The organism is Duganella fentianensis, assembly GCF_964031615.1.
Lineage (GTDB): Bacteria > Pseudomonadota > Gammaproteobacteria > Burkholderiales > Burkholderiaceae_D > Rugamonas > Rugamonas fentianensis_A.
In genome coordinates this window covers 175,969-199,140 of the sequence record NZ_CAXIQN010000008.1, presented here as the reverse complement: position 1 = coordinate 199,140, position 23,172 = coordinate 175,969, and the positions used below count along the sequence as shown (strand labels likewise).

Below are 23,172 nucleotides of genomic sequence, written 5' to 3'. Positions count from 1 at the left end.
CCGGCTAATGTCACTAGTCGTCTCCAGTCAAATCGCAATATGAACGCCCCTGCACAAATTCAAGCTTTGCTGGCGGAAACGCCTCACGGTCCGGAGGCCACGCGCCTGCGCGAAATTCCTTATAACTACACGTCGTTTTCCGATCGCGAGATTGTGATCCGGCTGCTGGGCGAGGAGTCGTGGAGCTTGCTCGATGCATTGCGCGGCGCCCGTCAGACGGGCCGTTCGGCCCGTATGCTGTACGAAGTGCTGGGCGATATCTGGGCCGTGCGCCGCAATCCCTACCTGCAGGATGACTTGCTGGACAATCCCAAGCGCCGGCAGGAATTGATCGAAGCACTGCACCACCGGCTGGCCGAAGTGGACAAGCGCCGCCTCAGCATCGATGACGGTGGCGCCAGCAATGATGCTGAATCGCGTCAGCGCAGCGAGAACGTGGCCCAGTTGCTGCGCGCAGCAGGCAAGGCCGTGGCTGATTTCGGCGAAGAATTCAAGCAGACCTATGATCTGCGCAAGCGCACCTACAAAGTGCTGGGCCGCTACACGGACAAGCACAACATCTGCTTCGACGGCATGAAGCGGATTTCCCACGTGACCGATGCGACTGACTGGCGCGTGGAATACCCGTTCGTGGTACTGACGCCGGACAGCGAAGAAGAAATGGCCGGTCTGGTCAAAGGCTGTATCGAACTGGGGCTGACCATTATCCCGCGCGGCGGCGGTACCGGTTACACGGGCGGCGCGATTCCGCTGACGCCGATGTCGGCCGTGATCAACACGGAAAAGCTGCTCAACATGGGCGCCGTGGAAATGAAAGTGCTGCCCGGCCTGAGCCGCGAGTACGCCACCATCTACACGGGCGCCGGTGTGATCACCAACAAGGTATCGGAAGCGGCCGAGAAGGCCGGTTTCGTGTTCGCCGTCGATCCCACTTCGGCCCACGCCTCCTGCATCGGCGGCAATATCGCCATGAATGCGGGCGGCAAGAAGGCCGTGCTGTGGGGCACGGCGCTCGACAATCTGGCTTCGTGGCGCATGGTTGATCCGAACGGCGACTGGCTGGAAGTCACGCGTCTCGACCACAACCTGTCCAAGATACACGATGCCCCGCTGGCCCGCTTCAAACTGGAGTGGACCCATCCGAGCGCACGCGGTGAAGCCAAAGGCGAACCGTTCAAGACGGAAGTGCTGGAAATCGAAGGCCGCAAATTCCGCAAGGAAGGGCTGGGCAAAGACGTTACCGATAAATTCCTCGCCGGTCTGCCCGGCATCCAGAAAGAAGGCTGCGATGGTCTGATTACGTCGGCACGCTGGATTCTGCACAAGATGCCTAAGCATACGCGCACGGTCTGCCTCGAATTCTTCGGTCAGGCGCGCGATGCGATTCCATCGATCGTGGAGATCAAGGATTATCTGGACAGCCTGCCGGCCAAGGGCGAACAGTTCGCTACCCTGCGTCTGGCTGGTCTGGAACACCTGGATGAGCGCTATCTGCGTGCGGTCGGCTATGCCACCAAATCCAAGCGCGGCGTGCTGCCGAAAATGGCGCTGTTCGGCGACATCGTCGGTGACGATGAAAACGCGGTAGCACTCGCTGCGTCGGAAGTAATCCGTCTGGCCAATACCCGCGTGGGTGAAGGCTTTGTCGCTGTCAGCCCGGAAGCGCGCAAGAAGTTCTGGCTTGATCGTGCCCGCACGGCGGCGATTGCCAAGCACACCAACGCGTTCAAGATTAACGAAGACGTGGTGATTCCGCTCAACCGCATGGGGGAGTACACCGACGGCATCGAACGCATCAACATCGAACTGTCGATCCGCAATAAGCTGCAGCTGGCCGATGAACTGCAGCAGTTCTTCGCTGCCGGTAATCTGCCGATCGGCAAGAGCGACGACGCCGACGACGGCGTGGGCGATGAAGAAATGCTGGGCGACCGCGTGCAGCAGGCGACTGCGCTGCTGGCGCAGGTGCAGGCACGCTGGGCCTATCTGCTGGCCGAACTCGATCAGCCGCTGCAAACGGCGCTGCCGCAACTGGAAGCACTGGGCCTCGAGCGTCTGGTGCCGACGCTGCTCGAACGTCTGGCGGCGCAGCCACAGGCACGCCTGTTCGACGTAGTGCAGGACCGCACCGTGCGCATTTCGTGGAAACAGGAAATCCGTGCGAGCCTGCGCCAGATCTTCAACGGCGCCGCTTACAAGCTGATCCTCGACGAAGCGACGGCCATCCACAAGCGCGTGCTGCGTGGCCGCGTGTTCGTGGCGCTGCACATGCACGCCGGTGACGGCAATGTGCACACCAACTTGCCGGTCAACTCGGACCACTATGAAATGCTGCAACTGGCGCATCAGGCCGTGGCACGCATCATGACGCTGGCTCGTTCGCTCAATGGCGTGATCTCGGGCGAACACGGTATCGGCATCACCAAGCTGGAATTCCTGACGGAAGAAGAAATCGGCCCGTTCCGCGACTACAAGCAGAAGGTCGATCCGGAAGGCCGCTTCAACAAGGGCAAGCTGCTCAATCTGAGCGGCATGGAAGCCGACCTGCGCAACGCCTATACGCCATCGTTCGGCCTGATGGGCCATGAATCGCTGATCATGCAGCAAAGCGATATCGGCAACATCGCCAACAGCGTCAAGGACTGCCTGCGCTGCGGCAAGTGCAAACCTGTGTGCTCGACCCACGTGCCGCGCGCCAATCTGCTGTACTCGCCACGCGACAAGATCCTCGCGACTTCGTCGCTGATCGAAGCTTTCCTGTACGAAGAGCAGACCCGTCGCGGTATCTCCATCAAGCACTGGGAAGAATTCGAAGACGTGGCGGATCACTGCACCGTCTGCCATAAGTGCGTTACGCCATGTCCGGTGAACATCGACTTCGGTGATGTGTCCATGAACATGCGCAATCTGCTGCGCAAGATGGACAAGAAGAGTTTCAATCCCGGTAAATCGGCGGCGATGTTCTTCCTCAATGCCACCGATCCGGCCACCATCAACGCCACCCGTGCGGCCATGGTGGGCATAGGTTACAAGGCTCAGCGTTTCGGTAACGATCTGCTCAAGAAGTTCGCCCGCACCCAGACCAAGGCACCGCCACCAACCGTGGGCAAGCCGAAAGTGCGCGAGCAGGTGATTCACTTCATCAACAAGAAAATGCCGGGCGGCCTGCCGAAGAAGACCGCGCGTGCGCTGCTCGATATCGAAGATGACAAGGTCATCCCGATTATCCGTAATCCGCAGAAAACCAATGCGGATACGGAAGCCGTGTTCTACTTCCCGGGCTGTGGTTCCGAGCGTCTGTTCTCGCAAGTGGGGCTGGCCACCCAGGCCATGCTGTGGGAAGTGGGCGTGCAGACCGTGCTGCCGCCGGGCTATCTGTGCTGCGGCTATCCGCAACGGGGCGCGGGCGAGTACGACAAGGCCGAGAAGATGATGACGGATAACCGCGTGCTGTTCCACCGCATGGCGAATACGCTCAACTATCTGGACATCAAGACCGTGCTGGTGTCGTGCGGCACCTGCTACGACCAGCTGGCCACCTACGAGTTCGACAAGATCTTCCCCGGCTGCCGCATCATGGATATCCACGAATATCTGATGGAGAAGCAGGTCAAGCTGGAAGGCGTGACGGGTACCCGCTATATGTACCACGAGCCTTGCCACACGCCGATGAAGATGCAGGAAGCCACCAAGACGGTGAACGCCCTGATCCAGACGCATGACAATGTGAAGATCGAGAAGAACGACCGCTGCTGCGGCGATTCCGGCACCTTGATGATTGCCCGTCCCGACATTTCCACGCAGGTACGCTTCCGCAAGGAGCAGGAAGTGGTGAGCGGCGCCAACAAGCTGCGCGCCGACGGTTTCGATGGCGACGTGAAAATCCTGACCAGCTGCCCGGCCTGTCTGGGTGGCGTGTCGCGCTACAGCGAAGATGCCGGCACCACGGCGGACTACATCGTGGTGGAAATCGCCAAGCACCTGCTGGGCGAGAACTGGCTGCCGGAATACGTGCAGCGCGCCAATGCGGGCGGCATCGAGCGGGTGCTGGTGTAATGGCCTGCGATCTATGTAATCTGCTGGAAGCCCCGGCCGAAGGCGTGATCATCTGGAGCGACGAGTTGCTGGTGGTGATCAATGTCGACGAGCCGGAATATCCGGGCTACACCCGCGTGGTGTGGCGCGAGCACGTGCGCGAAATGACGGACCTCACGCTCGCTCAGCGGCAGCATGTGATGGCAGTGGTCTGGGCGGTGGAAGAAGCCCAGCGCACCGTGATGGCGCCGCACAAGATCAATCTGGCCAGCTTTGGTAACATGACGCCCCATGTGCACTGGCACGTGATCCCGCGCTATACCGACGATGCCCATTTCCCTCAGCCGACCTGGGCGCCGGTACAGCGTGCTGCCGATCCGGCCGTGCTGGCGGTTCGCCGCGCGCTGCTGCCAGCGCTGCACGAAGCCATGATCGAACGTCTGCAGGGGATAGTATGAGCAAACAGGCAACGGGCCTGACGGTCCACAACCAGTCGCGCCGTCTCGAAGTCGAATTCGACGACGGAGCGAATTTTTCCATTCCGTTCGAATTGCTGCGCGTGTATTCGCCGTCGGCCGAAGTCAAAGGCCACGGACCGGGACAGGAAACCCTGCAAGTGGGCAAGCGCGAAGTGGGCATCGCCGGTATCGAGCCGGTAGGCAATTACGCGATCCAGCCTACTTTCAGCGATGGCCATAACACCGGCCTGTACACGTGGGACTACCTGTATCGTCTAGGTCAAGAGCAGGATAGCCTGTGGGCCGACTACATGGCGCGCCTGCACGCCGCCGGTTTTGCCGGTGATAGCGGGCGCGAAACGGGCACCGTGCTGCCCGGCACGGGCGTCAAGGCGTCGCACGGCTGCGACCACAAGCACTGATCCGCACCGGCAGCCCCGCTGGCATCGTTCAGGGGCGCTGCCGCCCGTTGTCGTCTTGTATAATGCCGCCAAACTAACAGGCCTGCCCACCATGACCAATACCACTCATTTCGGTTACAAAACTGTCGCGGAAGACGAAAAAGTCCGCGAAGTTGCCAAGGTTTTCCATTCTGTCGCCGCCAAATACGACATCATGAACGACGTCATGTCGGCTGGCCTGCACCGTCTGTGGAAGACGTTCACGATCGCCCATGCCGGCGTGCGTCCCGGCTTCAAATGCCTCGATATCGCTGGCGGTACGGGCGATCTGGCCAAAGTGTTCGCTAAACAGGCAGGCCCGAGCGGCGAAGTCTGGCTGACCGATATTAATGAATCGATGTTGCGGGTAGGGCGTGATCGCCTCTTGAATCGCGGCCTGCTGACCCCCACATTGCTGTGTGACGCAGAAAAACTGCCTTTCCCGGACAATTATTTCGACCGCGTCAGCGTGGCCTTCGGCCTGCGTAATATGACCCACAAGGATGTGGCGCTGAAGGAAATGCGCCGAGTGCTGAAGCCGGGCGGCAAGCTGCTGGTGCTGGAATTCTCGAAAGTGGCCGAGCCGCTGCAGAAACCCTACGATATTTATTCGTTCAAGGTGCTGCCGTGGATGGGCCAGAAGATTGCCGGCGATGCGGAGAGCTACCGCTATCTGGCGGAATCAATCCGCATGCATCCGGATCAGGAAACCCTGAAGTCCATGATGGAAGAAGCAGGGCTGGAGCGGGTCCAGTATTACAACCTGACGGCAGGTGTGGCCGCTTTGCACACTGGTATCAAACTGTAAACTTTGAGGATGTCCATGAAACTGAAGCAACTCCTGATCGGCGCCGTTCTAGCCGTTTCTGCCATGTCGCTGCTGGCCGAGGCCACGGCGCGTCCTATGGGCGGTGGTCGCTCCATCGGCCGTCAGTCGCAGAACGTCAACCGCATGCCACCAGCCGCTGCACCTCAGCAAGCGCCACGTCAGGCGGCTCCGGCCGCTGCACCAGCGCCGGCACCGGCTATGCCGCCTAAACCGGCTAGCCCATGGAAAGGCATACTCGGCGGCGCGCTGCTGGGTCTGGGTCTGGGCGCACTGTTCTCCCATCTGGGCTTTGGTAGTGCCATGAGCGGTATTCTGGGCACCGTGATCATGCTGGCCCTGCTGGCTGGCGTGGTGGTACTGCTGTTCCGTCTGTTCCGCCGCAAGTCGGCACCGGCTCTGGCACCTGCTGGCATGCCGGCCGGTTACAGCGGCAATGGTGGCTATGCGAATAACAACGGCTACGCTGCCCAGCCAGCTTCGACTGGTGGTACGCCGGAAATCGGTTCGCGTCTGGCCGATGCACCTGCTGCCGCGCCGGTCGCAGCGCACACCCCATGGGGCGTGCCGGCTGACTTCGACGCTGCGACCTTCCTGCGCGTAGCCAAAGGTAATTTCATCCGTCTGCAAGCAGCATGGGACAAGGGCGATGTGGCCGATATCCGCGAATTCACCACGCCGGAAGTGTTTGCCGAACTGAAGCTGCAGATCACCGAACGTGGCGCGCAGAAGGATTACACCGACGTGGTCAGCATCGAAGCCGAATTGCTGGGCATCGAAACGAGCAACGACGAGTACCTGTCCAGCGTCAAGTTCAGCGGCATGATCAAACCTGCGCCGGATGCGCTCGCCGAGCCATTCAACGAAGTATGGAATCTGGTCAAACCTGTGTCGGGTAACGGTGGCTGGCTGCTGGCCGGTATCCAGCAGTTGCAGCAACAGGCATAATCGCCGCACTCAGCGGCAAACTGGTAAGATCAAGACCGCCCGTAATCCGGGCGGTTTTTTATTGGCAGTTTTTGTTTCCACGGTATTCCCATGATTGCACCGAATCTTGCATTGCTTTTGCACCGACTGACTGCGGCGGCACCTGCCAGCGCCGCCATCAACCACTTGCTGGCACAGGAGCCATGGGCCCGCACGGCTCTGCAGCGCCATGGCGGCAAAGTGGCGGCCATCGACAGCGGCGCCGTGGTGCTGCGCCTGCAGGTGACGCCGGATGGCTATCTGCAGCCGGCGCCCGACGGTGAGGAAGCGCGCGTGACCATCAGCCTGAAGCTGGCCGACGTGCCGCTGATGTTGCAGAACCGCGAGCGGGCGTTTTCCTATGTGCAGATTGCCGGCGATGCGGAGTTCGCCAACACGATTTCCTCGCTGAGCAATTCGCTGCGCTGGGAAGCCGAGCACGATCTGGAAAAAGTCGTGGGGCCCGTCGCCGCCGTGCGCATGGTGCAGGGCGCCAAAGCGGCGCTGGAAACCGTCAAGACGGGGCAGCGCAAGCTAGCCGAGAATGTGGCCGAATTCCTGCTCGATGAAAAACCGGTGCTGGTGCGTCCCCATGTGGTGGAAGATTTTTCCGCCGAGGTGGTGCGCCTGCGCGATGACGTGGAACGGGCTGCCAAACGGCTGGCCAAACTGGAACAGAAACTGGGATCGCGCTGATGTTGAAATTTTTACGCTTACTGAAAATCCTGCGCATTGCGATTCAGTATGGTCTGGACGAGATTGCAATTGCAGGCCTGAAGAAGCCGCGCGTTGCCAAGTTTATCGATACGGTATTTTTCTGGCGCGACCTGTCGGCGCCCCGTGGCGTGCGGCTGCGCATGGCGCTGGAAGAACTGGGTCCTATCTTCGTTAAATTCGGTCAGGTGCTGTCGACCCGGCGCGACCTGATTCCCGGCGATCTGGTGGAAGAACTGTCGCGCCTGCAGGATCGCGTGCCGCCGTTCGATACGGAACTGGCCATCGCCCAGATCCGCAAATCGCTGGGTGCCCATCCGGACGAGCTGTTTGCCACCTTTGAACGCACGCCGGTCGCTTCCGCTTCGATCGCGCAGGTGCACTTCGCTACGCTCAAAGATGGCAAGCAGGTAGCCGTCAAAGTGCTGCGCCCCGGCATGAAGAAAACCATCGACGAGGACGTGGCGCTGATGCAGACCGCGGCCGAGATGGTGGAACGGCTGTGGGCTGACAGCAAGCGTCTGAAGCCGAAAGAGGTGGTGGCCGAGTTCGACAAATATCTGCACGATGAACTGGACCTGATGCGCGAAGCGGCCAATGCCAGCCAGCTGCGCCGCAACTTCGCCAATTCGGAACTGCTGCTGGTGCCGGAAATGTTCTGGGATTACTGTTCGAGCAGCGTGATCGTGATGGAGCGCATGCACGGCATACCCGTGTCCCAGATCGACCGCCTGATCGAAGCCGGTGTGGATTTGAAAAAGCTGTCCAGCGACGGCGTAGAAATTTTCTTCACGCAAGTATTCCGCGACGGCTTCTTCCACGCCGATATGCATCCGGGGAATATTCTGGTGTCGGTCGATCCGGCCAGCTTTGGCCGCTATATCGCGCTGGACTTCGGCATCGTCGGCACGCTGAACGATTTCGACAAGGATTACCTGTCGCAGAACTTCCTCGCCTTCTTCCGCCGTGACTACAAGCGCGTGGCCGAAGCCCACATCGAATCGGGCTGGGCGCCAAAAGACACCCGTGTGGACGAACTGGAATCGGCCGTGCGCGCCTGCTGCGAACCGATTTTCGACCGTCCGCTGAAAGACATTTCCTTTGGCCAGATTCTGCTGCGCCTGTTCCAGACCTCGCGCCGCTTCAATGTGGAAGTGCAGCCGCAACTGGTGCTGCTGCAGAAGACCCTGCTGAATATCGAAGGACTGGGACGCCAGCTTGATCCTGATCTCGACTTGTGGAAGACCGCCAAGCCGTATCTGGAAAACTGGATGGCCGAGCAGGTGGGCCTGAAAGGCATGTGGCAGCGCATGAAGGCGGAAGCGCCGCATTACGCCCACGTGATACCGCAGCTGCCGCGCATGCTGCACAAGGCGTTGGCCCAGCAGGCTGAACCGGCACCCGACAATAGCGAACTGCTCAAAGTACTAATCGGCGAGCAGCGGCGCACCAACCGTTTGCTGTCGCTGGTAATTTATGGCGCGCTGGCATTCGGTGGCGGCGTGGTGGCTGTGCAACTGTATCTGCGCTGGCGTTATCTGGGCTGACGCGGCGATCATGGCCGATTTCCAGCAACGTGATCCCCGTTCGCCCGCTTTCTGGGACGAGCGTTTCGAGCGTGCTTTTACCCCGTGGGATAAAGGCGCAGCACCGCAAGCCTTGCGCGACTTCGTTGCCGCGCACGTGCCGCAACGCTGCCTGATCCCCGGTTGCGGCGCCGCCCACGAACTGGTGCTGCTGGCCGAGGCGGGCTGGGATGCCACGGCCATCGACTTTGCACCGGCCGCCGTACAGAAAGGCAAAGCTGTGGCCGGCCACCATGCGGCGCGCGTGGTGGAGGCGGATTTCTTTGCATGGCAGCCGCTAGGCGAGCCGTTGCAGCTGATCTACGAGCGGGCGTTTCTGTGCGCTTTGCCACCGGCCATGCGGCCGCAGGTGGCGGCACGCTGGGCCGAGCTGCTGCCGGCCGGTGGTCTGTTGGTTGGCTATTTCTTCTTTGATAATGTTCCCAAGGGGCCGCCATTCGGCATCGCCCGTAGCGAGCTGGAAGAACTGCTCACTCGCCATTTCGACTGCATGGTAGACCAGCCGGTGAGCGATTCGATCGCCGTTTTCGAGGGCAAAGAACGCTGGATGATCTGGCGGCGCCGGCCCTGAGCGCAGGAAACCGGCAAGTGCCTGCTAAAAAGCTTTATAATTCAGGGTTTTGATGATTTTTGCGGAGTAATAGATGCCAATCTACGCTTACCGCTGCGAGGCTTGTGGTTTTGCCAAGGATGTCTTGCAGAAGATTTCCGACCCGCAGCTGACGGTGTGCTTGTCTTGCGGCAAGGAAACGTTTAAGAAACAAGTCACGGCTGCCGGATTCCAGTTGAAGGGTACGGGCTGGTATCAGACCGACTTCCGTGGTGGTACGCCACCGGCCACCGGTATGTCCACCGGCCCGATGGAAGGCCAGAAGCCAGCTGCCAAGCCGGAAGCGAGCGAATCTGCTGCTGCCGCTGCCCCTGCAGCCGCCGCACCTGCCGCCAGTTCCAGCGAAAGCGTCTGAGCGCCCGCGTAGTCTGACCCACACTCCGACGAGATTAACCGATGCGTAAATACTTCATTACCGGCCTGCTGATTCTGGTGCCTCTGGCGATTACTGCCTGGGTGCTCAATCTGGTGATCAGCACCATGGACCAGTCGTTGCTGTTCGTACCGGCACGCTGGCAGCCACGCACCCTGATCGGCTTCGACATTCCCGGTCTGGGCACGGTGCTGACGGTACTGATCGTGTTCCTCACGGGTTTGCTGACCAATAATCTGGTCGGTAACTACGTGGTGCGCGTGTGGGAAAAGCTGCTGACCCGCATCCCTGTGGTGAGCTCGCTGTATTCGAGCGTCAAACAGGTTTCCGATACGCTGTTCTCGTCATCGGGCAATGCCTTCCGCAAGGCCGTGCTGATTCCGTATCCGCATGCCCAGTCGTGGACCATCGGCTTCCTGACTGGCACGCCGGGCGGCGACGTGAAGAACCATCTGGTGGGCGATTACATCAGCGTGTATGTGCCTACTACGCCTAATCCCACTTCGGGCTTCTTCCTGATGATGGCACGCAAGGATGTGGTGGAACTCGACATGTCGGTCGATGCGGCACTGAAGTACATCGTCTCGATGGGTGTGGTAGCGCCGGAAGAAGCGCCCAAGACCCTCGATGCAGTCAGCAAATAAGCAAGCATAAGCAAAAGTAGCAGTACCAGAAAAATAAGCAAATACTAGATTAACTGAGTAACTTAACCTGAACCGAGAAATAAACATGTCCTCAATGCGTACTCACTACTGCGGCCTCACTACCGAAGCGCTGCTTGGCCAAACTGTCAGCCTGTGCGGCTGGGTACACCGTCGTCGTGACCACGGTGGCGTGATCTTTATCGACCTGCGCGACCGCGAAGGTCTGGTGCAGGTGGTGTGCAATCCGGAACAGGCCGAAGTATTCAAGGCAGCCGAAGCTGTGCGTAGCGAGTTCTGCCTGCGCGTGACCGGCGTGGTCAAAGACCGTCTGGCCGGCACCGTCAACAACAACCTGAAATCGGGCAAGATCGAAGTGATCTGCTCGCAACTGGAAGTGCTGAACGCCTCCGTGCCAGTACCGTTCCAGCTGGACGACGACAACTTGTCGGAAACCACCCGTCTGACCCACCGCGTGCTGGACCTGCGTCGTCCACAGATGCAGAACAACCTGCGCCTGCGCTACAAAGTGTCGATGGAAGTGCGTAAGTATCTGGACGAACTGGGCTTCATCGATATCGAAACCCCGATGCTGACCAAATCGACGCCAGAAGGCGCGCGTGACTATCTGGTGCCATCGCGTGTGAACGCTGGTAACTTCTTCGCGCTGCCACAGTCGCCACAGCTGTTCAAACAGCTGCTGATGGTGGCTAACTTCGACCGCTACTACCAGATCACCAAGTGCTTCCGCGACGAAGACCTGCGCGCTGACCGTCAGCCGGAATTCACCCAGATCGACTGCGAAACTTCGTTCCTGACCGAACAGGAAATCCGTGATCTGTTCGAAGACATGATCCGTAAAGTGTTCAAGAACACCATGGACGTCGAGCTGCCTAACCCGTTCCCGGTGATGGACTTCGCCGAAGCCATGGGCAGCTACGGTTCGGACAAGCCGGACATGCGCGTAAAACTGAAGTTCACCGACCTGACCGACGTGATGAAAGACGTCGACTTCAAAGTGTTCTCCGGTGCTGCCAACATGCCTAACGGCCGTGTGGTGGGTCTGCGCGTACCGAAGGGTGGCGACATGCCACGTTCGGAAATCGACGCCTACACCCAGTTCGTCGCCATCTACGGCGCCAAAGGTCTGGCCTACATCAAGGTCAACGAGAAAGCCAAAGGCCGTGATGGTCTGCAATCGCCTATCGTGAAAAACCTGCACGACGCCGCACTGGCCAAAGTGCTGGAACTGACCGGTGCAGAAGACGGCGACCTGATCTTCTTCGGTGCCGACAAAGCCAAGATCGTCAACGACGCCATCGGCGCGCTGCGCGTGAAGATCGGTCACTCGGACTTCGGCAAGAAAGCCGGCCTGTTCGACGACGTCTGGTCGCCACTGTGGGTGATCGACTTCCCGATGTTCGAATACGACGAAGAGTCGGATCGCTGGACCGCGACCCACCACCCGTTCACGGCACCGAAAGACGGCCACGAAGACATGCTGGAAACCAATCCGGGCGCCTGCATCGCCAAGGCCTACGACATGGTCCTGAACGGCTGGGAACTGGGCGGCGGTTCGATCCGTATCCACCGCGAAGAAGTACAGTCGAAAGTGTTCCGTGCACTGAAGATTGATGCCGACGAAGCCCGCCTGAAGTTCGGCTTCCTTCTGGACGCCCTGCAGTACGGCGCGCCTCCGCACGGTGGTCTGGCCTTCGGTCTGGACCGTATCGTGACGCTGATGACCAAGTCCGATTCCATCCGTGACGTGATCGCCTTCCCGAAAACCCAGCGTGCCCAGTGTCTGCTGACCCAGGCACCGTCGGAAGTGGACGAGAAGCAGCTGCGCGAACTGCACATTCGTCTGCGCGCAACCGAGCCAAAAGTCGCTGGCTAAGTCTGTCGTATCAGGAAAAGGCGCCGCGGCGCCTTTTCTTTTATGATGTCGAGCATGCCTTACAAAATACCCGAATCTGTACTGGTGGTGATCCACACCGCCGACCTGCAAGTGCTGCTGATCGAACGGGCCGACAAGCCCGGCTTCTGGCAATCCGTCACCGGCTCGCTCGACGCCGCGGACGAGCCTTTACTGTCTGCCGCCACCCGCGAACTGTTCGAAGAAACGGGCATCGTTGCCGATGGCCAGCAGATTGTGCTGCGCGACTGGCAGCTATCGAATGTCTACACCATCTATCCCGTCTGGCGCCACCGCTACGCCCCCGGCGTCACGGAAAACACCGAGCACGTCTTCAGCGTGCAAGTGCCGCGCGAGATCGAGGTCAAACTAGCGCCGCGCGAACACACCAACTACATCTGGCTACCGTATCTGGAAGCGGCGGACCGCTGCTTCTCCGCCTCCAACGCCGAAGCCATCCTGCAACTTCGGGGTCAGATCTGTCATTCGGACATTGCATAGCTTAGTTTCCGCGTGTGGCTAGAGCATAATGTTTTCGCCATGCGCGACGAACAACTCAGCGACAAACGCAATAAGTTGTTCAAATCGGCCTCCACGGAAATCGGGCGTCAAGTCTAGCGGTAGAACATGTCGCAGAACTTCGCACAATGTAACGCTCGATACTGGCCGGCTTCACTTGCTGATCCGTCGCAAATGAACGGCGCACTAGCGTCCGTACAGTTGGGCTTTGGACGCTTAGCCGGAGTGTGTCATGCCACAGGTGTTGCGGTATAAGGGCTATCGGTTTTTCTTCTATAGCAATGATGCTGCCGAACCGCCTCACGTTCATGTCAGTCTGAACCGAAGTACCGCCAAGTTTTGGCTGGAAAGCGTGACGTTGGTCCGACACGCACACTTTACCCCTCAGGAATTGCGTGAAATTGAGCGTATCATTTTGAGGCATAAGCTGGAATTTCTGAGGAGGTGGAATGAACACTTTTACGCTAGGTGAACGCATACAGCACGTCGCGATCAGTGCTACCCACCTGATAGTTAGACTGGCCGATGGTCGGCAAATTAGTACGCCGCTAGAGTGGTATCCGCGTCTGGCAGGCGCGAGCCGCGCGCAGCTAGATCAATGGGAAATCATCGGCGATGGGGAAGGGCTGCACTGGCCCTTGTGTGACGAAGACCTGAGTCTGTCTGGGATGTTGCGCGGCGTGCGGGCTCCCGCTTAGGCTGAATTGTTTGGATTGTTCACTCCCGCAATATGTGCGGCGACATACGCCGTAGCTCCGGACTCAGGGTTAGAATAGTCCTATGAGAATCCGCGTTGCTACTTACAATATCCACAAGGGTGTGTCGGCCATACGCAGTGAACCGCGCGTGCTGGCACTCAAGCAGGCTATCGGCCTGTTCGATGCCGATGTCGTTTTTTTGCAAGAGGTGCAGGGCCAGCATGATCGCAAGGCGGCCAAATATGGCGCCGAACATCTGGGTCACAAGCATTGGCCTGCTGCGGCGCAGCACGAGTATTTTGCCGGTGAATCGCGCCACGCCCATGCGGCCTACGGCATGAACGCCGTGTACGACCATGGCCATCACGGCAACGCGCTACTCAGTGCCTTCCCGATTGCCAACAGTATAAACCACGATGTGTCCGATCACGCTTACGAGCAGCGCGGCATCCTGCACTGTGTGCTGGACACGGCACGCGGCCCTGTACATTGCTATGTGGTGCACTTCGGCCTGTTCGAAGCGGGACGGCGGCGCCAGACGCAGGCGCTGATTGAAGCTGTGCGCGCTTCGGCGCCCGATGGCGAACCGGTCATCATCGCGGGCGATTTCAATGACTGGCGTAACAGCCTCAGTGCCGAACTGCGCAACGCACTGGGCGTGCGCGAAGCGTTCGATGAAATCGGCAGCAATTCCACCCTCGATGAACTGGTACGCACGCTGCGTCGCAAGCAGGGCGTGCATCCGGCCCGTACCTTCCCTGCGGCATTACCGTTTTTCCGCCTCGACCGCATTTACGTGCGCGGCTTTCATGTGGAGACGGCACAAGTGCTGCACGGCAGCCTGTGGGCCAAGCTGTCCGACCACGCGCCCATTGTCGCCAACCTGACGCTGACCTAGCCTATGCCGACCGTCAACTTCGTTGCGGATAACGATGTGCGGCTGCTGCACACGGGCGCCGAGTTCTTCCCTGCGCTGGTGGGGGCGATCGACACGGCCCAGTACGAAATCTATTTCGAGACCTATATCTTTGCCGACGATGTGACGGGGCGTGCCGTGCTGGCGGCGCTGGCCGCTGCCTCGCGCCGTGGCGTGCAAGTGCGCATGATTACCGACTGGTGGGGCACGGGGCGCAGCCGTATCGCCCAGATGCACGCCCAGCTGATCGAGGCGGGTGTCGAGCACCGGATTTTCAATCCGTGGTTCAAGCGGGGTGTGACGCGCACCCACCGCAAGCTGTGCGTGGTCGATCAGTCGCAGGCCTTCGTGGGCGGCATCAACGTGGTGGATGACCTGCATTGCGACCATGACGGCACGCTCAGTCTGGCCGCGCCACGCTGGGATTTTGCCGTGCAGGTAATCGGCCCACTGGTGCGTACCATCCACATGGAAATGCAGAGCCAGTGGCTGCGGCTGGGCAAAATGGGCCTGATCAAGCGTTTCGAGCTGTACCGCGATCTGCGCAAAGTGCAGAAGCAGGCCGTGCAGAACATGGTGCAGGCGGGTTTCGTGGTACGCGACAATCTGCGCAACCGCCGCACCATACAGCGCGCCTACCTGCAGGCACTGGGACAGGCGCGCCACAACGTGCTGCTGGCCAATCCGTATTTTGCACCGGGCGCCAAATTCCGCCGTGCGCTGGCCGCCGCCGCCGAACGGGGCGTGCAGGTAACGCTGCTGATCGGGGTGGGCGAGTTCTGGCTGCAGGATGCCGTAGCCCATTCCTTCTATCCCAAACTGCTCGCGGCCGGCGTCACCGTGGTGGAGTACCGCAAGACCCAGCTGCATGCCAAAGTGGCCGTGATCGACGATGACTGGGCCACGGTGGGATCCAGCAATGTGGATGGACTGAGCCTGTTCCTGAATCAGGAAGCCAATGTGGTGATCAAGGATGCGGCCTTTGCCAGCAGCCTGCGCCAGCACATCGAGGCGGCCGTGGGCGAGGGCGTGGTGATCCACAGCAGCGATTTCGAGCATGTGGGGCGCTGGCGCCGGTTGGGCTACGAGCTGGCCTATTTTGCATACAAGATGATTATGCGCATAGTCGCAGTAGGGAAATACGCGTGAACGAAAATGGCAGTGTAAGACTGGATAAATGGCTGTGGGCCGCCCGTTTCTTCAAAACCCGCTCGCTGGCCACTGATGCCGTCGATAGCGGCAAGGTGAAGCTGGGTGGCGAGAAAGTGAAGCCGGCCCGTTCCGTGCGCATCGGCGATGTGCTGGACATCGATAATGGCTCCGACCGCTGGGAAGTGGATGTGATGAATCTGTCCGAAGTGCGGGCAGCAGCACCTATCGCCCGCAATCTGTACGAAGAAACCGATGAAAGCGTGGCCCGTCGGGCCATGCTGGCCGAACACCGCCGCCTGTACCGCGAGCCCGGCGCCGATATCAAAGGCCGTCCCACCAAGCGCGACCGCCGCCAGCTGGGCAAGCTATAGCACGTTCGTGCTGATTTTGCTGCGCCGCATCAATAGAACCACACCTCTAACGGTACTGTTTGACATTTACCCCTCGGTAGATAATAGTACGAGCGTTCGCAATTCTTTCACACGGAGTAAATTTAACTAGCGCAGAATGCTATTTCTTCTCCTAGATTAATTTTTACCTTGGGACGTAATCTTATTAATACCTCAACTAAATTTATGCGCAAAGGTGAGCTGACACGGGCCGCAATTCTGGACGTGGCACTGGATCTGGCCAGCCGCGATGGCCTCGAAGGCCTGACCATCGGGTTGCTCGCGGATAAGATGAACATGAGCAAGTCCGGAGTGTTTGCCCACTTCGGTTCGCGTGAAGATTTGCAGTTGGAAGTGCTGAAGCTGTATCACCACCGCTTCGAACAGGAAGTGTTCTTCCCCAGTGTGAAGGAGCCACGCGGTATCCAGCGTCTGCAGTCGATGTTCGCCCGCTGGGTGAAACGTGTGAGTGTGGAAGTGGCTTCCGGTTGTATCTATATCAGTGGCGCTGTCGAATACGACGACCGTCCGGGCCCGATCCGCGAAGAGCTGATGGCCATGGTCGGCGCGTGGCAGGGCGCTCTGCTGCGCTGCGTGAAGCAGGCGGTCGAATGCGGTGATCTGAAAGCCGATACCGACCCGCAGCAGCTGGTATATGAAATGTATGGCCTGATCCTAGCCCTGCACCATGATGCGCGTTTCCTGCGCATACCGGGCAGTCTGGCACGGGCCGGCATCGGTTTTGAACGCCTGTTAAGTACGTATCGCAATCCGCAATCACCGGCAGCGGTGGTCGCACAGCACTAAACGCAGCACGCATCTCAGCATTAATACGCTCACCATTTAATTTCGTAGTCACTACAAAAGTCATCAGGAGAAAATCATGGGTCAATACGTCGCACCAATCCGGGATATGCAATTCGTTCTGCACGAGTTCCTGAAGGTGGAAGAGGAGCTGAAAGCACTGCCGGATTACGCTGAAGTTGATGCCGACATCATCAATCAGGTGCTGGAAGAAGGCGGCAAGTTCACCTCGGAAGTGCTGTTCCCGCTGAACCACTCGGGCGACCGCGAAGGCTGCAAGCACGATGCTGCCACCAAGACCGTGACCACCCCTAAAGGTTTCAAGGAAGCCTACCAGCAGTACGTGGAAGGCGGCTGGGCTGCACTGGCCTGCGATCCTGAATACGGCGGCCAGGGCCTGCCAGTAGTGCTGAACAACTCGTTCTACGAAATGCTGAACTCGGCCAACCAGGCATGGACCATGTACCCTGGTCTGTCGCACGGCGCCTACGAGTGCCTGAAAGAACACGGCACCGACGAACAGAAAAAAATCTACCTGCCTAAACTGGTTTCGGGCGAATGGACCGGCACCATGTGCCTGACCGAGCCACACTGCGGTACCGATCTGGGCCTGCTGCGCACCAAGGCGATTCCACAGGCTGACGGTTCGTGGGACATCACCGGCGCCAAGATCTTCATCTCGGCCGGCGAACACGACATGTCGGAAAACATCCTGCACCTGGTGCTGGCCCGCGTACCGGACGCACCGGAAGGCTCGAAAGGTATCTCGCTGTTCCTGGTACCTAAGTACCTGCCGAAAGCTGACGGTTCGGTGGGCGAGCGCAACCCGATCACCTGCGGCGCGATCGAAGAAAAAATGGGCATCCACGGTAACTCGACCTGCCAGATGAATCTGGACGGCGCCAAAGGCTGGATCATCGGCCAGCCGAACAAAGGCCTGAACGCCATGTTCGTGTTCATGAACGCAGCCCGTCTGGGCGTGGGCATGCAGTCGCTGGGTCTGACCGAAGTGGCTTACCAGAACGCGCTGGTGTACGCCAAAGACCGTATCCAGATGCGTTCCCTGTCGGGCGTTAAAGCACCTGATAAGGCTGCTGACCCTATCATCGTGCACCCGGACGTACGCCGCATGCTGCTGACCGGCAAAGCCTACGCTGAAGGCGCCCGTGCTTTCACTTCCTACGTGGCACTGCAGATCGACCGCGAACTGCACCACCCAGACGAAGAAGTGCGTAAAGAAGCCGCTGACGAAGTCGCGCTGCTGACCCCTATCGTTAAAGCCTTCATCACCGACAACGCCTGGATCGCTACCTCGGAAGCCATGCAGGTGTACGGCGGCCACGGCTACATCTCGGAATGGGGCATGGAGCAGTATGTACGTGACGCCCGTATCAACCTGATTTACGAAGGCACCAACACCATCCAGTCGCTCGACCTGCTGGGTCGTAAGATCCTCGGCGACAACGGCGCCAAGCTGCGTAAATTCGGCGAGAAAATCAAAGCCTTCGTAGAAGACAACGGTACCGATGAAGCCATGAGCGAATTCATCACCCCGCTGGGCGATCTGGGCGACAAGGTCACCAAGCTGACCATGGAAATCGGCATGAAAGCCTTCCAGAACCCGGACGAAGTCGGTGCTGCCTGCGTGCCTTACCTGCGCGTAGTCGGTCACATGGTGTACAGCTACTTCTTCGCTCAAATGGCGAAGATCGCGCTGGCCAAGGAAGACAGCGGCGACAACTTCTACAAAGCCAAACTGGCGACCGCACGCTTCTACTTCGCCCGTCTGCAACCAGAAACTGCAACCTTGATCCGTCAGGCACGTTCGGGTTCGGCCAACCTGATGGCCCTCGACGCAGACCTGTTCTAAGCAACTTAAGGATACGACATGACCAATTTCATCGTTAAAAAAGTAGCCGTGCTGGGCGCCGGCGTTATGGGCGCGCAGATCGCCGCTCATTGCGTCAACGCCAAAGTGCCTGTGGTGCTGTTCGACCTGCCTGCTAAAGAAGGTCCGAAAAACGGCATCGTGCTGCGCGCTATCGAGAACCTGAAAAAGCTCTCGCCTGCACCGCTGGGTAACAAGGAACACGCTGCCCTGATCGAAGTCGCTAACTACGAAGACGACCTGGCCAAGCTGGCCGAGTGCGATCTGATCATTGAAGCGATCGCCGAGCGTCTGGACTGGAAACACGACCTGTACGCCAAAGTGGCACCGCACATTGCACCGAACGCGATCTTCGCTTCGAACACTTCGGGCCTGTCGATCACCAAGCTGTCGGAAGGCTTCGACGCGGATCTGAAATCGCGCTACTGCGGCGTGCACTTCTTCAACCCACCGCGCTATATGCACCTGGTCGAAATCATCCCGACCGAGTTCACCAAGCCGGAAATCAGCGACCAGCTGGAAGGCTTCCTCACCACCACGCTGGGCAAAGGCGTGGTACGTGCCAAGGACACCCCTAACTTCATCGCTAACCGCGTAGGCGTGTTCGGCATTCTGGCCATCGTGCACGAAGCCGAGAAATTCGGTCTGTCGGTTGACGTAGTCGACGATCTGACCGGCGCCAAACTGGGCCGCGCCAAGTCGGGTACCTTCCGTACCGCCGACGTGGTCGGTCTGGACACCATGGGTCACGTGATCAAAACCATGCAGGACTACCTGCCGAACGATCCGTTCGCTGCCGTCTACAAAACCCCGGCCGTGCTGGCAGGTCTGGTAGAAAAAGGCGCGCTGGGTCAGAAGACCGGCGCCGGCTTCTACAAAAAAGTAGGCAAAGAGATCCAGCGTCTGGACTTCGCTACCGGTGAATACGTGACCGGCGGCGGCAAGGCTGCCGACATCATCGCCCGCATCCTGAAAGAAAAGGATCCGGTCAAGAAGATGAAAGCACTGCGCGAATCGACCAATCCACAAGGCCAGTTCCTGTGGGCGATCTTCCGTGACGCTTTCCACTACATCGCGATCCACCTCGACAGCATCGCCGACAACGCACGCGAAATCGACTTCGCCATGCGCTGGGGCTTCGGCTGGAACGTGGGCCCGTTCGAAACCTGGCAAGCCGCTGGCTGGACTCAGGTGGCTAACTGGGTCAAAGAAGACATCGACGCAGGCCACGCACTGTGCAATGCACCGCTGCCAGCCTGGGTATTCGAAGGCCCTGTGGCTGAAAAAGGCGGCGTCCACACCCCTGAAGGTTCGTGGTCGGCCGTATCGAAATCGTTCGTGCCACGTTCGGATCTGGCCGTGTACCAGCGTCAGCAGTTCCGCGCGCCAGTATTTGGTTCGGGCGCGATCGACGGCCGCACTGCCGGCACCACCGTGTTCGAGGACGACTCGGTACGCCTGTGGCACAGCGGCGACGAGGTACTGGTCATCTCGCTGAAGACCAAGATGCACGTGATCGGCCAGGGCGTGATTGAAGGCTTCAAGATGGCGCTGGCGGAAGCCGCCAAGAACTACAAAGGTCTGGTGATCTGGAGTGCCGACGCTGCTGAAGGCGGCGCCTTCTCGGCTGGTGCTGACCTGCAATCGGCGCTGCCAGCGTTCATGCAGGGCGGTGCGAAAGCGGTGGATCCTATCATCCGCGAACTGCAAGACACCTTCATGGCCATGAAATACTCCAACGTTCCAGTGGTGGCCGCAGTAGCCGGTCTGGCACTGGGCGGCGGCTGCGAAATGGCTCTGCACGCATCCAAGCGTGTGGCGCTGATCGAGTCCTACATCGGTCTGGTGGAAGTAGGCGTAGGCCTGATTCCAGCCGGCGGCGGTCTGAAAGAAGCGGCTGCACGCGCTTACAAAGAAGCCAAGGGCACCGACATCCTGCAATTCCTGAAAACCGGCTTCACCAACGCGGCGACCGCCAACGTGTCGAAATCGGCTCTGGAAGCACAGGCCATGGGTTACCTGAAAGAAGACGACGTGATCGTGTTCAACCCTTACGAACTGCTGCACGTAGCGAAAGTAGAAGCACGCGCCATGTTCGACAAGGGCTACCGTCCACCACTGAAGGCACCGATTCAAGTGACCGGCCGTTACGGCTACGGCACCATCAAGGCCCAGCTGGTGAATATGCGCGACGGCGGCTTCATCTCCGCACACGACTTCAAACTGGGCGAAATGATTGCCGAGATCGTGTCCGGTGGCGATATCGATCAGGGCTCCTTCGTGAGCGAACAGTGGATTCTGGATATGGAGCGTAAAGCTTTCCTGGAACTGCTGAACCATCCGAAGACCCAGGAACGCATCATGGGCATGATGCAGACCGGTAAGCCAGTGCGCAACTAAGCAGTACGCCAAGAGCTTCTGAACGCATGTCTGCCCTGAGCCTGATTTTTAAAGTATTACTGCGAGTGAGACCGAGCATGGTGTATGACCGTATCAAGCAACAGATGATGGATACCCTGCCGCTGGTACGCACGCTGGGCATCAGGATAGACGAAATCGGCAACGGCACCGCGCAGGTGTCGATGCCGGACGACCAGAAGCTGCACAACCACTTGGGCACGCCGCACGCCGGCGCGCTGTTCACGCTGGCCGAAACGGCCTCCGGGGCAGCCATGGCGGGCGGTTTTGCGGAGCTGATTCCTACTCTGCGCCCTGTGGCCAAGGAATCGCGCATCCAGTATCAGAAGGTCGCCAAAGGCGCCACCCGTGCGGTGGGCCGGGTGCCCGGTGATCTGGCCGCGCTGAAGGCCGAGTTGAAAGCGCAAGGCAAGGTAGCGTTTCCCGTGGAAGTCGACATTTTCGACGCCGCCGGCACGCTGGCCGCACAGGTTCAAGTGGAATGGTATTTATCCGAGAAGCGTAGCTAACATCGCAACCGACTTCGATCAAAAATTTTTGAAAGAATAAAATGAGCAAACAAATTCAAGACGCCTACATCGTCGCCGCGACCCGTACCCCGATCGGCAAAGCGCCACGCGGTATGTTCAACAAGACCCGTCCAGACGATCTGCTGGTGCGCGTCATGCAATCGGCACTGGCACAGGCTCCTGGCCTGGACCCAGCCCTGATCACCGATGCCATCATCGGCTGCTCCTTCCCTGAAGCCGAGCAGGGCTTCAACATCGCCCGTCAAGCCGTGCTGCTGGCTGGCCTGCCACGCACCATCGGCGGCGTGACCGTCAACCGTTACTGCGCTTCCGGTATCACCGCGCTGGCCATGGCCGCTGACCGTATCCGCGTTGGCGAAGCTGACGCCATGATCGCCGGCGGCGTGGAATCCATGTCGATGGTACCGATGATGGGTCACCACCCATCGATGAACCTGAACATGTTCACCGACGAAAACGTGGGCATGGCCTACGGCATGGGCCTGACCGCGGAAAAAGTGGCGACCCAGTGGAAAGTTTCGCGTGAAGCGCAGGATGCCTTCTCGGTCGAATCGCACCGCCGTGCTATCGCCGCCCAGCAGGCTGGCTTCTTCAAGGATGAAACCACGCCAGTGGAAATCATCACCCGTACGCCGGATCTGGCGACCGGTGAAATCAAGATCAAGACCCGCACCGTGGATACCGACGAAGGCGCACGTGCTGATTCGACCATCGAATCGCTGGGCAAGCTGAAGCCAGTGTTCGCTGCCAAAGGTTCCGTCACTGCCGGTAACAGCTCGCAGATGTCGGACGGTGCAGGCGCGCTGCTGGTGGTATCGGAGAAGTTCCTGCGCGAGCACAACCTGACCCCGCTGGCCAAGTTCTCCTCGTTCGCTGTCAAAGGCGTACCACCGGAAATCATGGGTATCGGTCCTAAGTTCGCCATTCCAGAGGCTTGCAAAGCAGCCGGCATCACCCAGGATCAGCTGGACTGGATCGAACTGAACGAAGCGTTTGCTGCACAGGCACTGGCCGTGATCGGCGATCTGGGTCTGGACCCAGCCAAGGTTAACCCGATGGGCGGCGCGATTGCGCTGGGCCACCCGCTGGGCGCTACCGGTGCAATCCGTGCTGCTACCGTGGTACACGCTCTGCGCCGCAACAACCTGAAATACGGCATGGTCACCATGTGCGTAGGCGCCGGTATGGGTGCCGCTGGTATCATCGAGCGCGTATAAATTAACGCGCACGGCGGCTGCATAGACCGCATAGGCGCTTGAGCGCAACCGTCCAAAGGGCGCTGGGATTTTTCCGG

Annotated in this window: 22 protein-coding genes; all 22 read left to right on the top strand. The window is 59.5% G+C overall.

Annotated features, from left to right (window positions below; all coding sequences use genetic code 11):
* The first annotated feature begins 39 nt into the window (after positions 1–39).
* The 22 genes from ABNT42_RS05430 (at position 40) to ABNT42_RS05325 (ending at position 23,095) form a co-directional block, all read left to right on the top strand.
* Entirely contained in the window at positions 40–4,056 is a 4,017-nt protein-coding gene (locus ABNT42_RS05430; protein ID WP_348695050.1) for an FAD/FMN-binding oxidoreductase, read from the top strand.
* Positions 4,056–4,493, top strand: a complete 438-nt coding sequence (locus tag ABNT42_RS05425; protein ID WP_348695048.1) for an HIT family protein — start codon at positions 4,056–4,058, stop codon at positions 4,491–4,493. Before ABNT42_RS05430 ends, ABNT42_RS05425 begins: the two co-directional genes overlap by 1 nt.
* Positions 4,490–4,915 carry a DUF971 domain-containing protein gene (locus ABNT42_RS05420; RefSeq protein WP_348695045.1) on the top strand — a complete coding sequence of 142 codons (426 nt, stop codon included), beginning with the start codon at positions 4,490–4,492 and terminating at the stop codon, positions 4,913–4,915. Before ABNT42_RS05425 ends, ABNT42_RS05420 begins: the two co-directional genes overlap by 4 nt.
* 91 nt (positions 4,916–5,006) lie before the next feature.
* Positions 5,007–5,741, top strand: a complete 735-nt coding sequence (gene ubiE / locus ABNT42_RS05415; protein WP_155436314.1) for a bifunctional demethylmenaquinone methyltransferase/2-methoxy-6-polyprenyl-1,4-benzoquinol methylase UbiE — start codon at positions 5,007–5,009, stop codon at positions 5,739–5,741.
* Positions 5,742–5,756: 15 nt separating this feature from the next.
* Positions 5,757–6,707: a Tim44-like domain-containing protein gene (locus ABNT42_RS05410; protein WP_348695041.1), complete on the top strand. Its 951-nt coding sequence runs from the start codon at positions 5,757–5,759 to the stop codon at positions 6,705–6,707.
* Positions 6,708–6,824: 117 nt separating this feature from the next.
* On the top strand, positions 6,825–7,421 hold the full coding sequence (locus tag ABNT42_RS05405; protein ID WP_348695038.1) for an SCP2 sterol-binding domain-containing protein: 597 nt from the start codon (positions 6,825–6,827) through the stop codon (positions 7,419–7,421).
* A complete protein-coding gene (gene ubiB, locus ABNT42_RS05400; RefSeq protein WP_348695255.1) occupies positions 7,418–8,986 on the top strand; it encodes a ubiquinone biosynthesis regulatory protein kinase UbiB in 1,569 nt (522 codons plus the stop codon). Before ABNT42_RS05405 ends, ubiB begins: the two co-directional genes overlap by 4 nt.
* Positions 8,987–8,996: 10 nt before the next feature.
* Positions 8,997–9,596: a methyltransferase domain-containing protein gene (locus ABNT42_RS05395; RefSeq protein WP_348695252.1), complete on the top strand. Its 600-nt coding sequence runs from the start codon at positions 8,997–8,999 to the stop codon at positions 9,594–9,596.
* A gap of 73 nt (positions 9,597–9,669) precedes the next feature.
* The gene (locus tag ABNT42_RS05390) at positions 9,670–9,990 is read left to right on the top strand and encodes an FmdB family zinc ribbon protein (RefSeq protein WP_348695035.1); all 321 of its coding nucleotides are present in this window, start codon (positions 9,670–9,672) and stop codon (positions 9,988–9,990) included.
* A gap of 41 nt (positions 9,991–10,031) precedes the next feature.
* Entirely contained in the window at positions 10,032–10,652 is a 621-nt protein-coding gene (locus ABNT42_RS05385; RefSeq protein ID WP_348695033.1) for a DUF502 domain-containing protein, read from the top strand.
* 94 nt (positions 10,653–10,746) lie between these two features.
* Positions 10,747–12,546, top strand: coding sequence for an aspartate--tRNA ligase (gene aspS, locus ABNT42_RS05380; RefSeq protein ID WP_348695249.1), 1,800 nt, complete (start codon positions 10,747–10,749; stop codon positions 12,544–12,546).
* Positions 12,547–12,600: 54 nt separating this feature from the next.
* Positions 12,601–13,065, top strand: a complete 465-nt coding sequence (gene nudB, locus ABNT42_RS05375; RefSeq protein ID WP_348695031.1) for a dihydroneopterin triphosphate diphosphatase — start codon at positions 12,601–12,603, stop codon at positions 13,063–13,065.
* 250 nt (positions 13,066–13,315) lie between these two features.
* Positions 13,316–13,555 (top strand): DUF4160 domain-containing protein, encoded by a 240-nt coding sequence (locus ABNT42_RS05370; protein ID WP_348695028.1) that lies wholly within the window; start codon positions 13,316–13,318, stop codon positions 13,553–13,555.
* Positions 13,533–13,781: a DUF2442 domain-containing protein gene (locus ABNT42_RS05365; protein ID WP_348695025.1), complete on the top strand. Its 249-nt coding sequence runs from the start codon at positions 13,533–13,535 to the stop codon at positions 13,779–13,781. Before ABNT42_RS05370 ends, ABNT42_RS05365 begins: the two co-directional genes overlap by 23 nt.
* 82 nt (positions 13,782–13,863) lie before the next feature.
* Positions 13,864–14,679, top strand: coding sequence for an endonuclease/exonuclease/phosphatase family protein (locus ABNT42_RS05360; RefSeq protein WP_348695022.1), 816 nt, complete (start codon positions 13,864–13,866; stop codon positions 14,677–14,679).
* A gap of 3 nt (positions 14,680–14,682) precedes the next feature.
* The gene (gene clsB, locus ABNT42_RS05355; protein ID WP_348695019.1) at positions 14,683–15,846 is read left to right on the top strand and encodes a cardiolipin synthase ClsB; all 1,164 of its coding nucleotides are present in this window, start codon (positions 14,683–14,685) and stop codon (positions 15,844–15,846) included.
* The gene (locus ABNT42_RS05350; protein WP_348695016.1) at positions 15,843–16,220 is read left to right on the top strand and encodes an RNA-binding S4 domain-containing protein; all 378 of its coding nucleotides are present in this window, start codon (positions 15,843–15,845) and stop codon (positions 16,218–16,220) included. The genes clsB and ABNT42_RS05350 overlap by 4 nt, the downstream gene beginning before the upstream one ends.
* Before the next feature lie 204 nt (positions 16,221–16,424).
* Positions 16,425–17,045, top strand: coding sequence for a TetR/AcrR family transcriptional regulator (locus tag ABNT42_RS05345; protein ID WP_348695013.1), 621 nt, complete (start codon positions 16,425–16,427; stop codon positions 17,043–17,045).
* A 76-nt stretch (positions 17,046–17,121) separates the two neighbouring features.
* Positions 17,122–18,912, top strand: coding sequence for an acyl-CoA dehydrogenase C-terminal domain-containing protein (locus tag ABNT42_RS05340; protein ID WP_348695010.1), 1,791 nt, complete (start codon positions 17,122–17,124; stop codon positions 18,910–18,912).
* A gap of 18 nt (positions 18,913–18,930) precedes the next feature.
* The gene (locus ABNT42_RS05335) at positions 18,931–21,330 is read left to right on the top strand and encodes a 3-hydroxyacyl-CoA dehydrogenase/enoyl-CoA hydratase family protein (RefSeq protein WP_348695007.1); all 2,400 of its coding nucleotides are present in this window, start codon (positions 18,931–18,933) and stop codon (positions 21,328–21,330) included.
* A 77-nt stretch (positions 21,331–21,407) separates the two neighbouring features.
* A complete protein-coding gene (locus tag ABNT42_RS05330; RefSeq protein ID WP_161036101.1) occupies positions 21,408–21,857 on the top strand; it encodes a YiiD C-terminal domain-containing protein in 450 nt (149 codons plus the stop codon).
* Positions 21,858–21,898: 41 nt separating this feature from the next.
* The gene (locus tag ABNT42_RS05325) at positions 21,899–23,095 is read left to right on the top strand and encodes an acetyl-CoA C-acyltransferase (RefSeq protein WP_348695005.1); all 1,197 of its coding nucleotides are present in this window, start codon (positions 21,899–21,901) and stop codon (positions 23,093–23,095) included.
* The last annotated feature ends 77 nt before the right edge of the window (positions 23,096–23,172 follow it).

Bases quoted from the DNA above. Each gene is read 5' to 3' on its own strand.
- ABNT42_RS05430 (WP_348695050.1), top strand. From the start codon at position 40: ATGAACGCCCCTGCACAAATTCAAGCTTTGCTGGCGGAAACGCCTCAC.
- ABNT42_RS05425 (WP_348695048.1), top strand. From the start codon at position 4,056: ATGGCCTGCGATCTATGTAATCTGCTGGAAGCCCCGGCCGAAGGCGTG.
- ABNT42_RS05420 (WP_348695045.1), top strand. From the start codon at position 4,490: ATGAGCAAACAGGCAACGGGCCTGACGGTCCACAACCAGTCGCGCCGT.
- ubiE (WP_155436314.1), top strand. From the start codon at position 5,007: ATGACCAATACCACTCATTTCGGTTACAAAACTGTCGCGGAAGACGAA.
- ABNT42_RS05410 (WP_348695041.1), top strand. From the start codon at position 5,757: ATGAAACTGAAGCAACTCCTGATCGGCGCCGTTCTAGCCGTTTCTGCC.
- ABNT42_RS05395 (WP_348695252.1), top strand. From the start codon at position 8,997: ATGGCCGATTTCCAGCAACGTGATCCCCGTTCGCCCGCTTTCTGGGAC.
- ABNT42_RS05390 (WP_348695035.1), top strand. From the start codon at position 9,670: ATGCCAATCTACGCTTACCGCTGCGAGGCTTGTGGTTTTGCCAAGGAT.
- ABNT42_RS05385 (WP_348695033.1), top strand. From the start codon at position 10,032: ATGCGTAAATACTTCATTACCGGCCTGCTGATTCTGGTGCCTCTGGCG.
- aspS (WP_348695249.1), top strand. From the start codon at position 10,747: ATGCGTACTCACTACTGCGGCCTCACTACCGAAGCGCTGCTTGGCCAA.
- nudB (WP_348695031.1), top strand. From the start codon at position 12,601: ATGCCTTACAAAATACCCGAATCTGTACTGGTGGTGATCCACACCGCC.
- ABNT42_RS05370 (WP_348695028.1), top strand. From the start codon at position 13,316: ATGCCACAGGTGTTGCGGTATAAGGGCTATCGGTTTTTCTTCTATAGC.
- ABNT42_RS05365 (WP_348695025.1), top strand. From the start codon at position 13,533: ATGAACACTTTTACGCTAGGTGAACGCATACAGCACGTCGCGATCAGT.
- ABNT42_RS05360 (WP_348695022.1), top strand. From the start codon at position 13,864: ATGAGAATCCGCGTTGCTACTTACAATATCCACAAGGGTGTGTCGGCC.
- clsB (WP_348695019.1), top strand. From the start codon at position 14,683: ATGCCGACCGTCAACTTCGTTGCGGATAACGATGTGCGGCTGCTGCAC.
- ABNT42_RS05345 (WP_348695013.1), top strand. From the start codon at position 16,425: ATGCGCAAAGGTGAGCTGACACGGGCCGCAATTCTGGACGTGGCACTG.
- ABNT42_RS05340 (WP_348695010.1), top strand. From the start codon at position 17,122: ATGGGTCAATACGTCGCACCAATCCGGGATATGCAATTCGTTCTGCAC.
- ABNT42_RS05335 (WP_348695007.1), top strand. From the start codon at position 18,931: ATGACCAATTTCATCGTTAAAAAAGTAGCCGTGCTGGGCGCCGGCGTT.
- ABNT42_RS05330 (WP_161036101.1), top strand. From the start codon at position 21,408: ATGGTGTATGACCGTATCAAGCAACAGATGATGGATACCCTGCCGCTG.
- ABNT42_RS05325 (WP_348695005.1), top strand. From the start codon at position 21,899: ATGAGCAAACAAATTCAAGACGCCTACATCGTCGCCGCGACCCGTACC.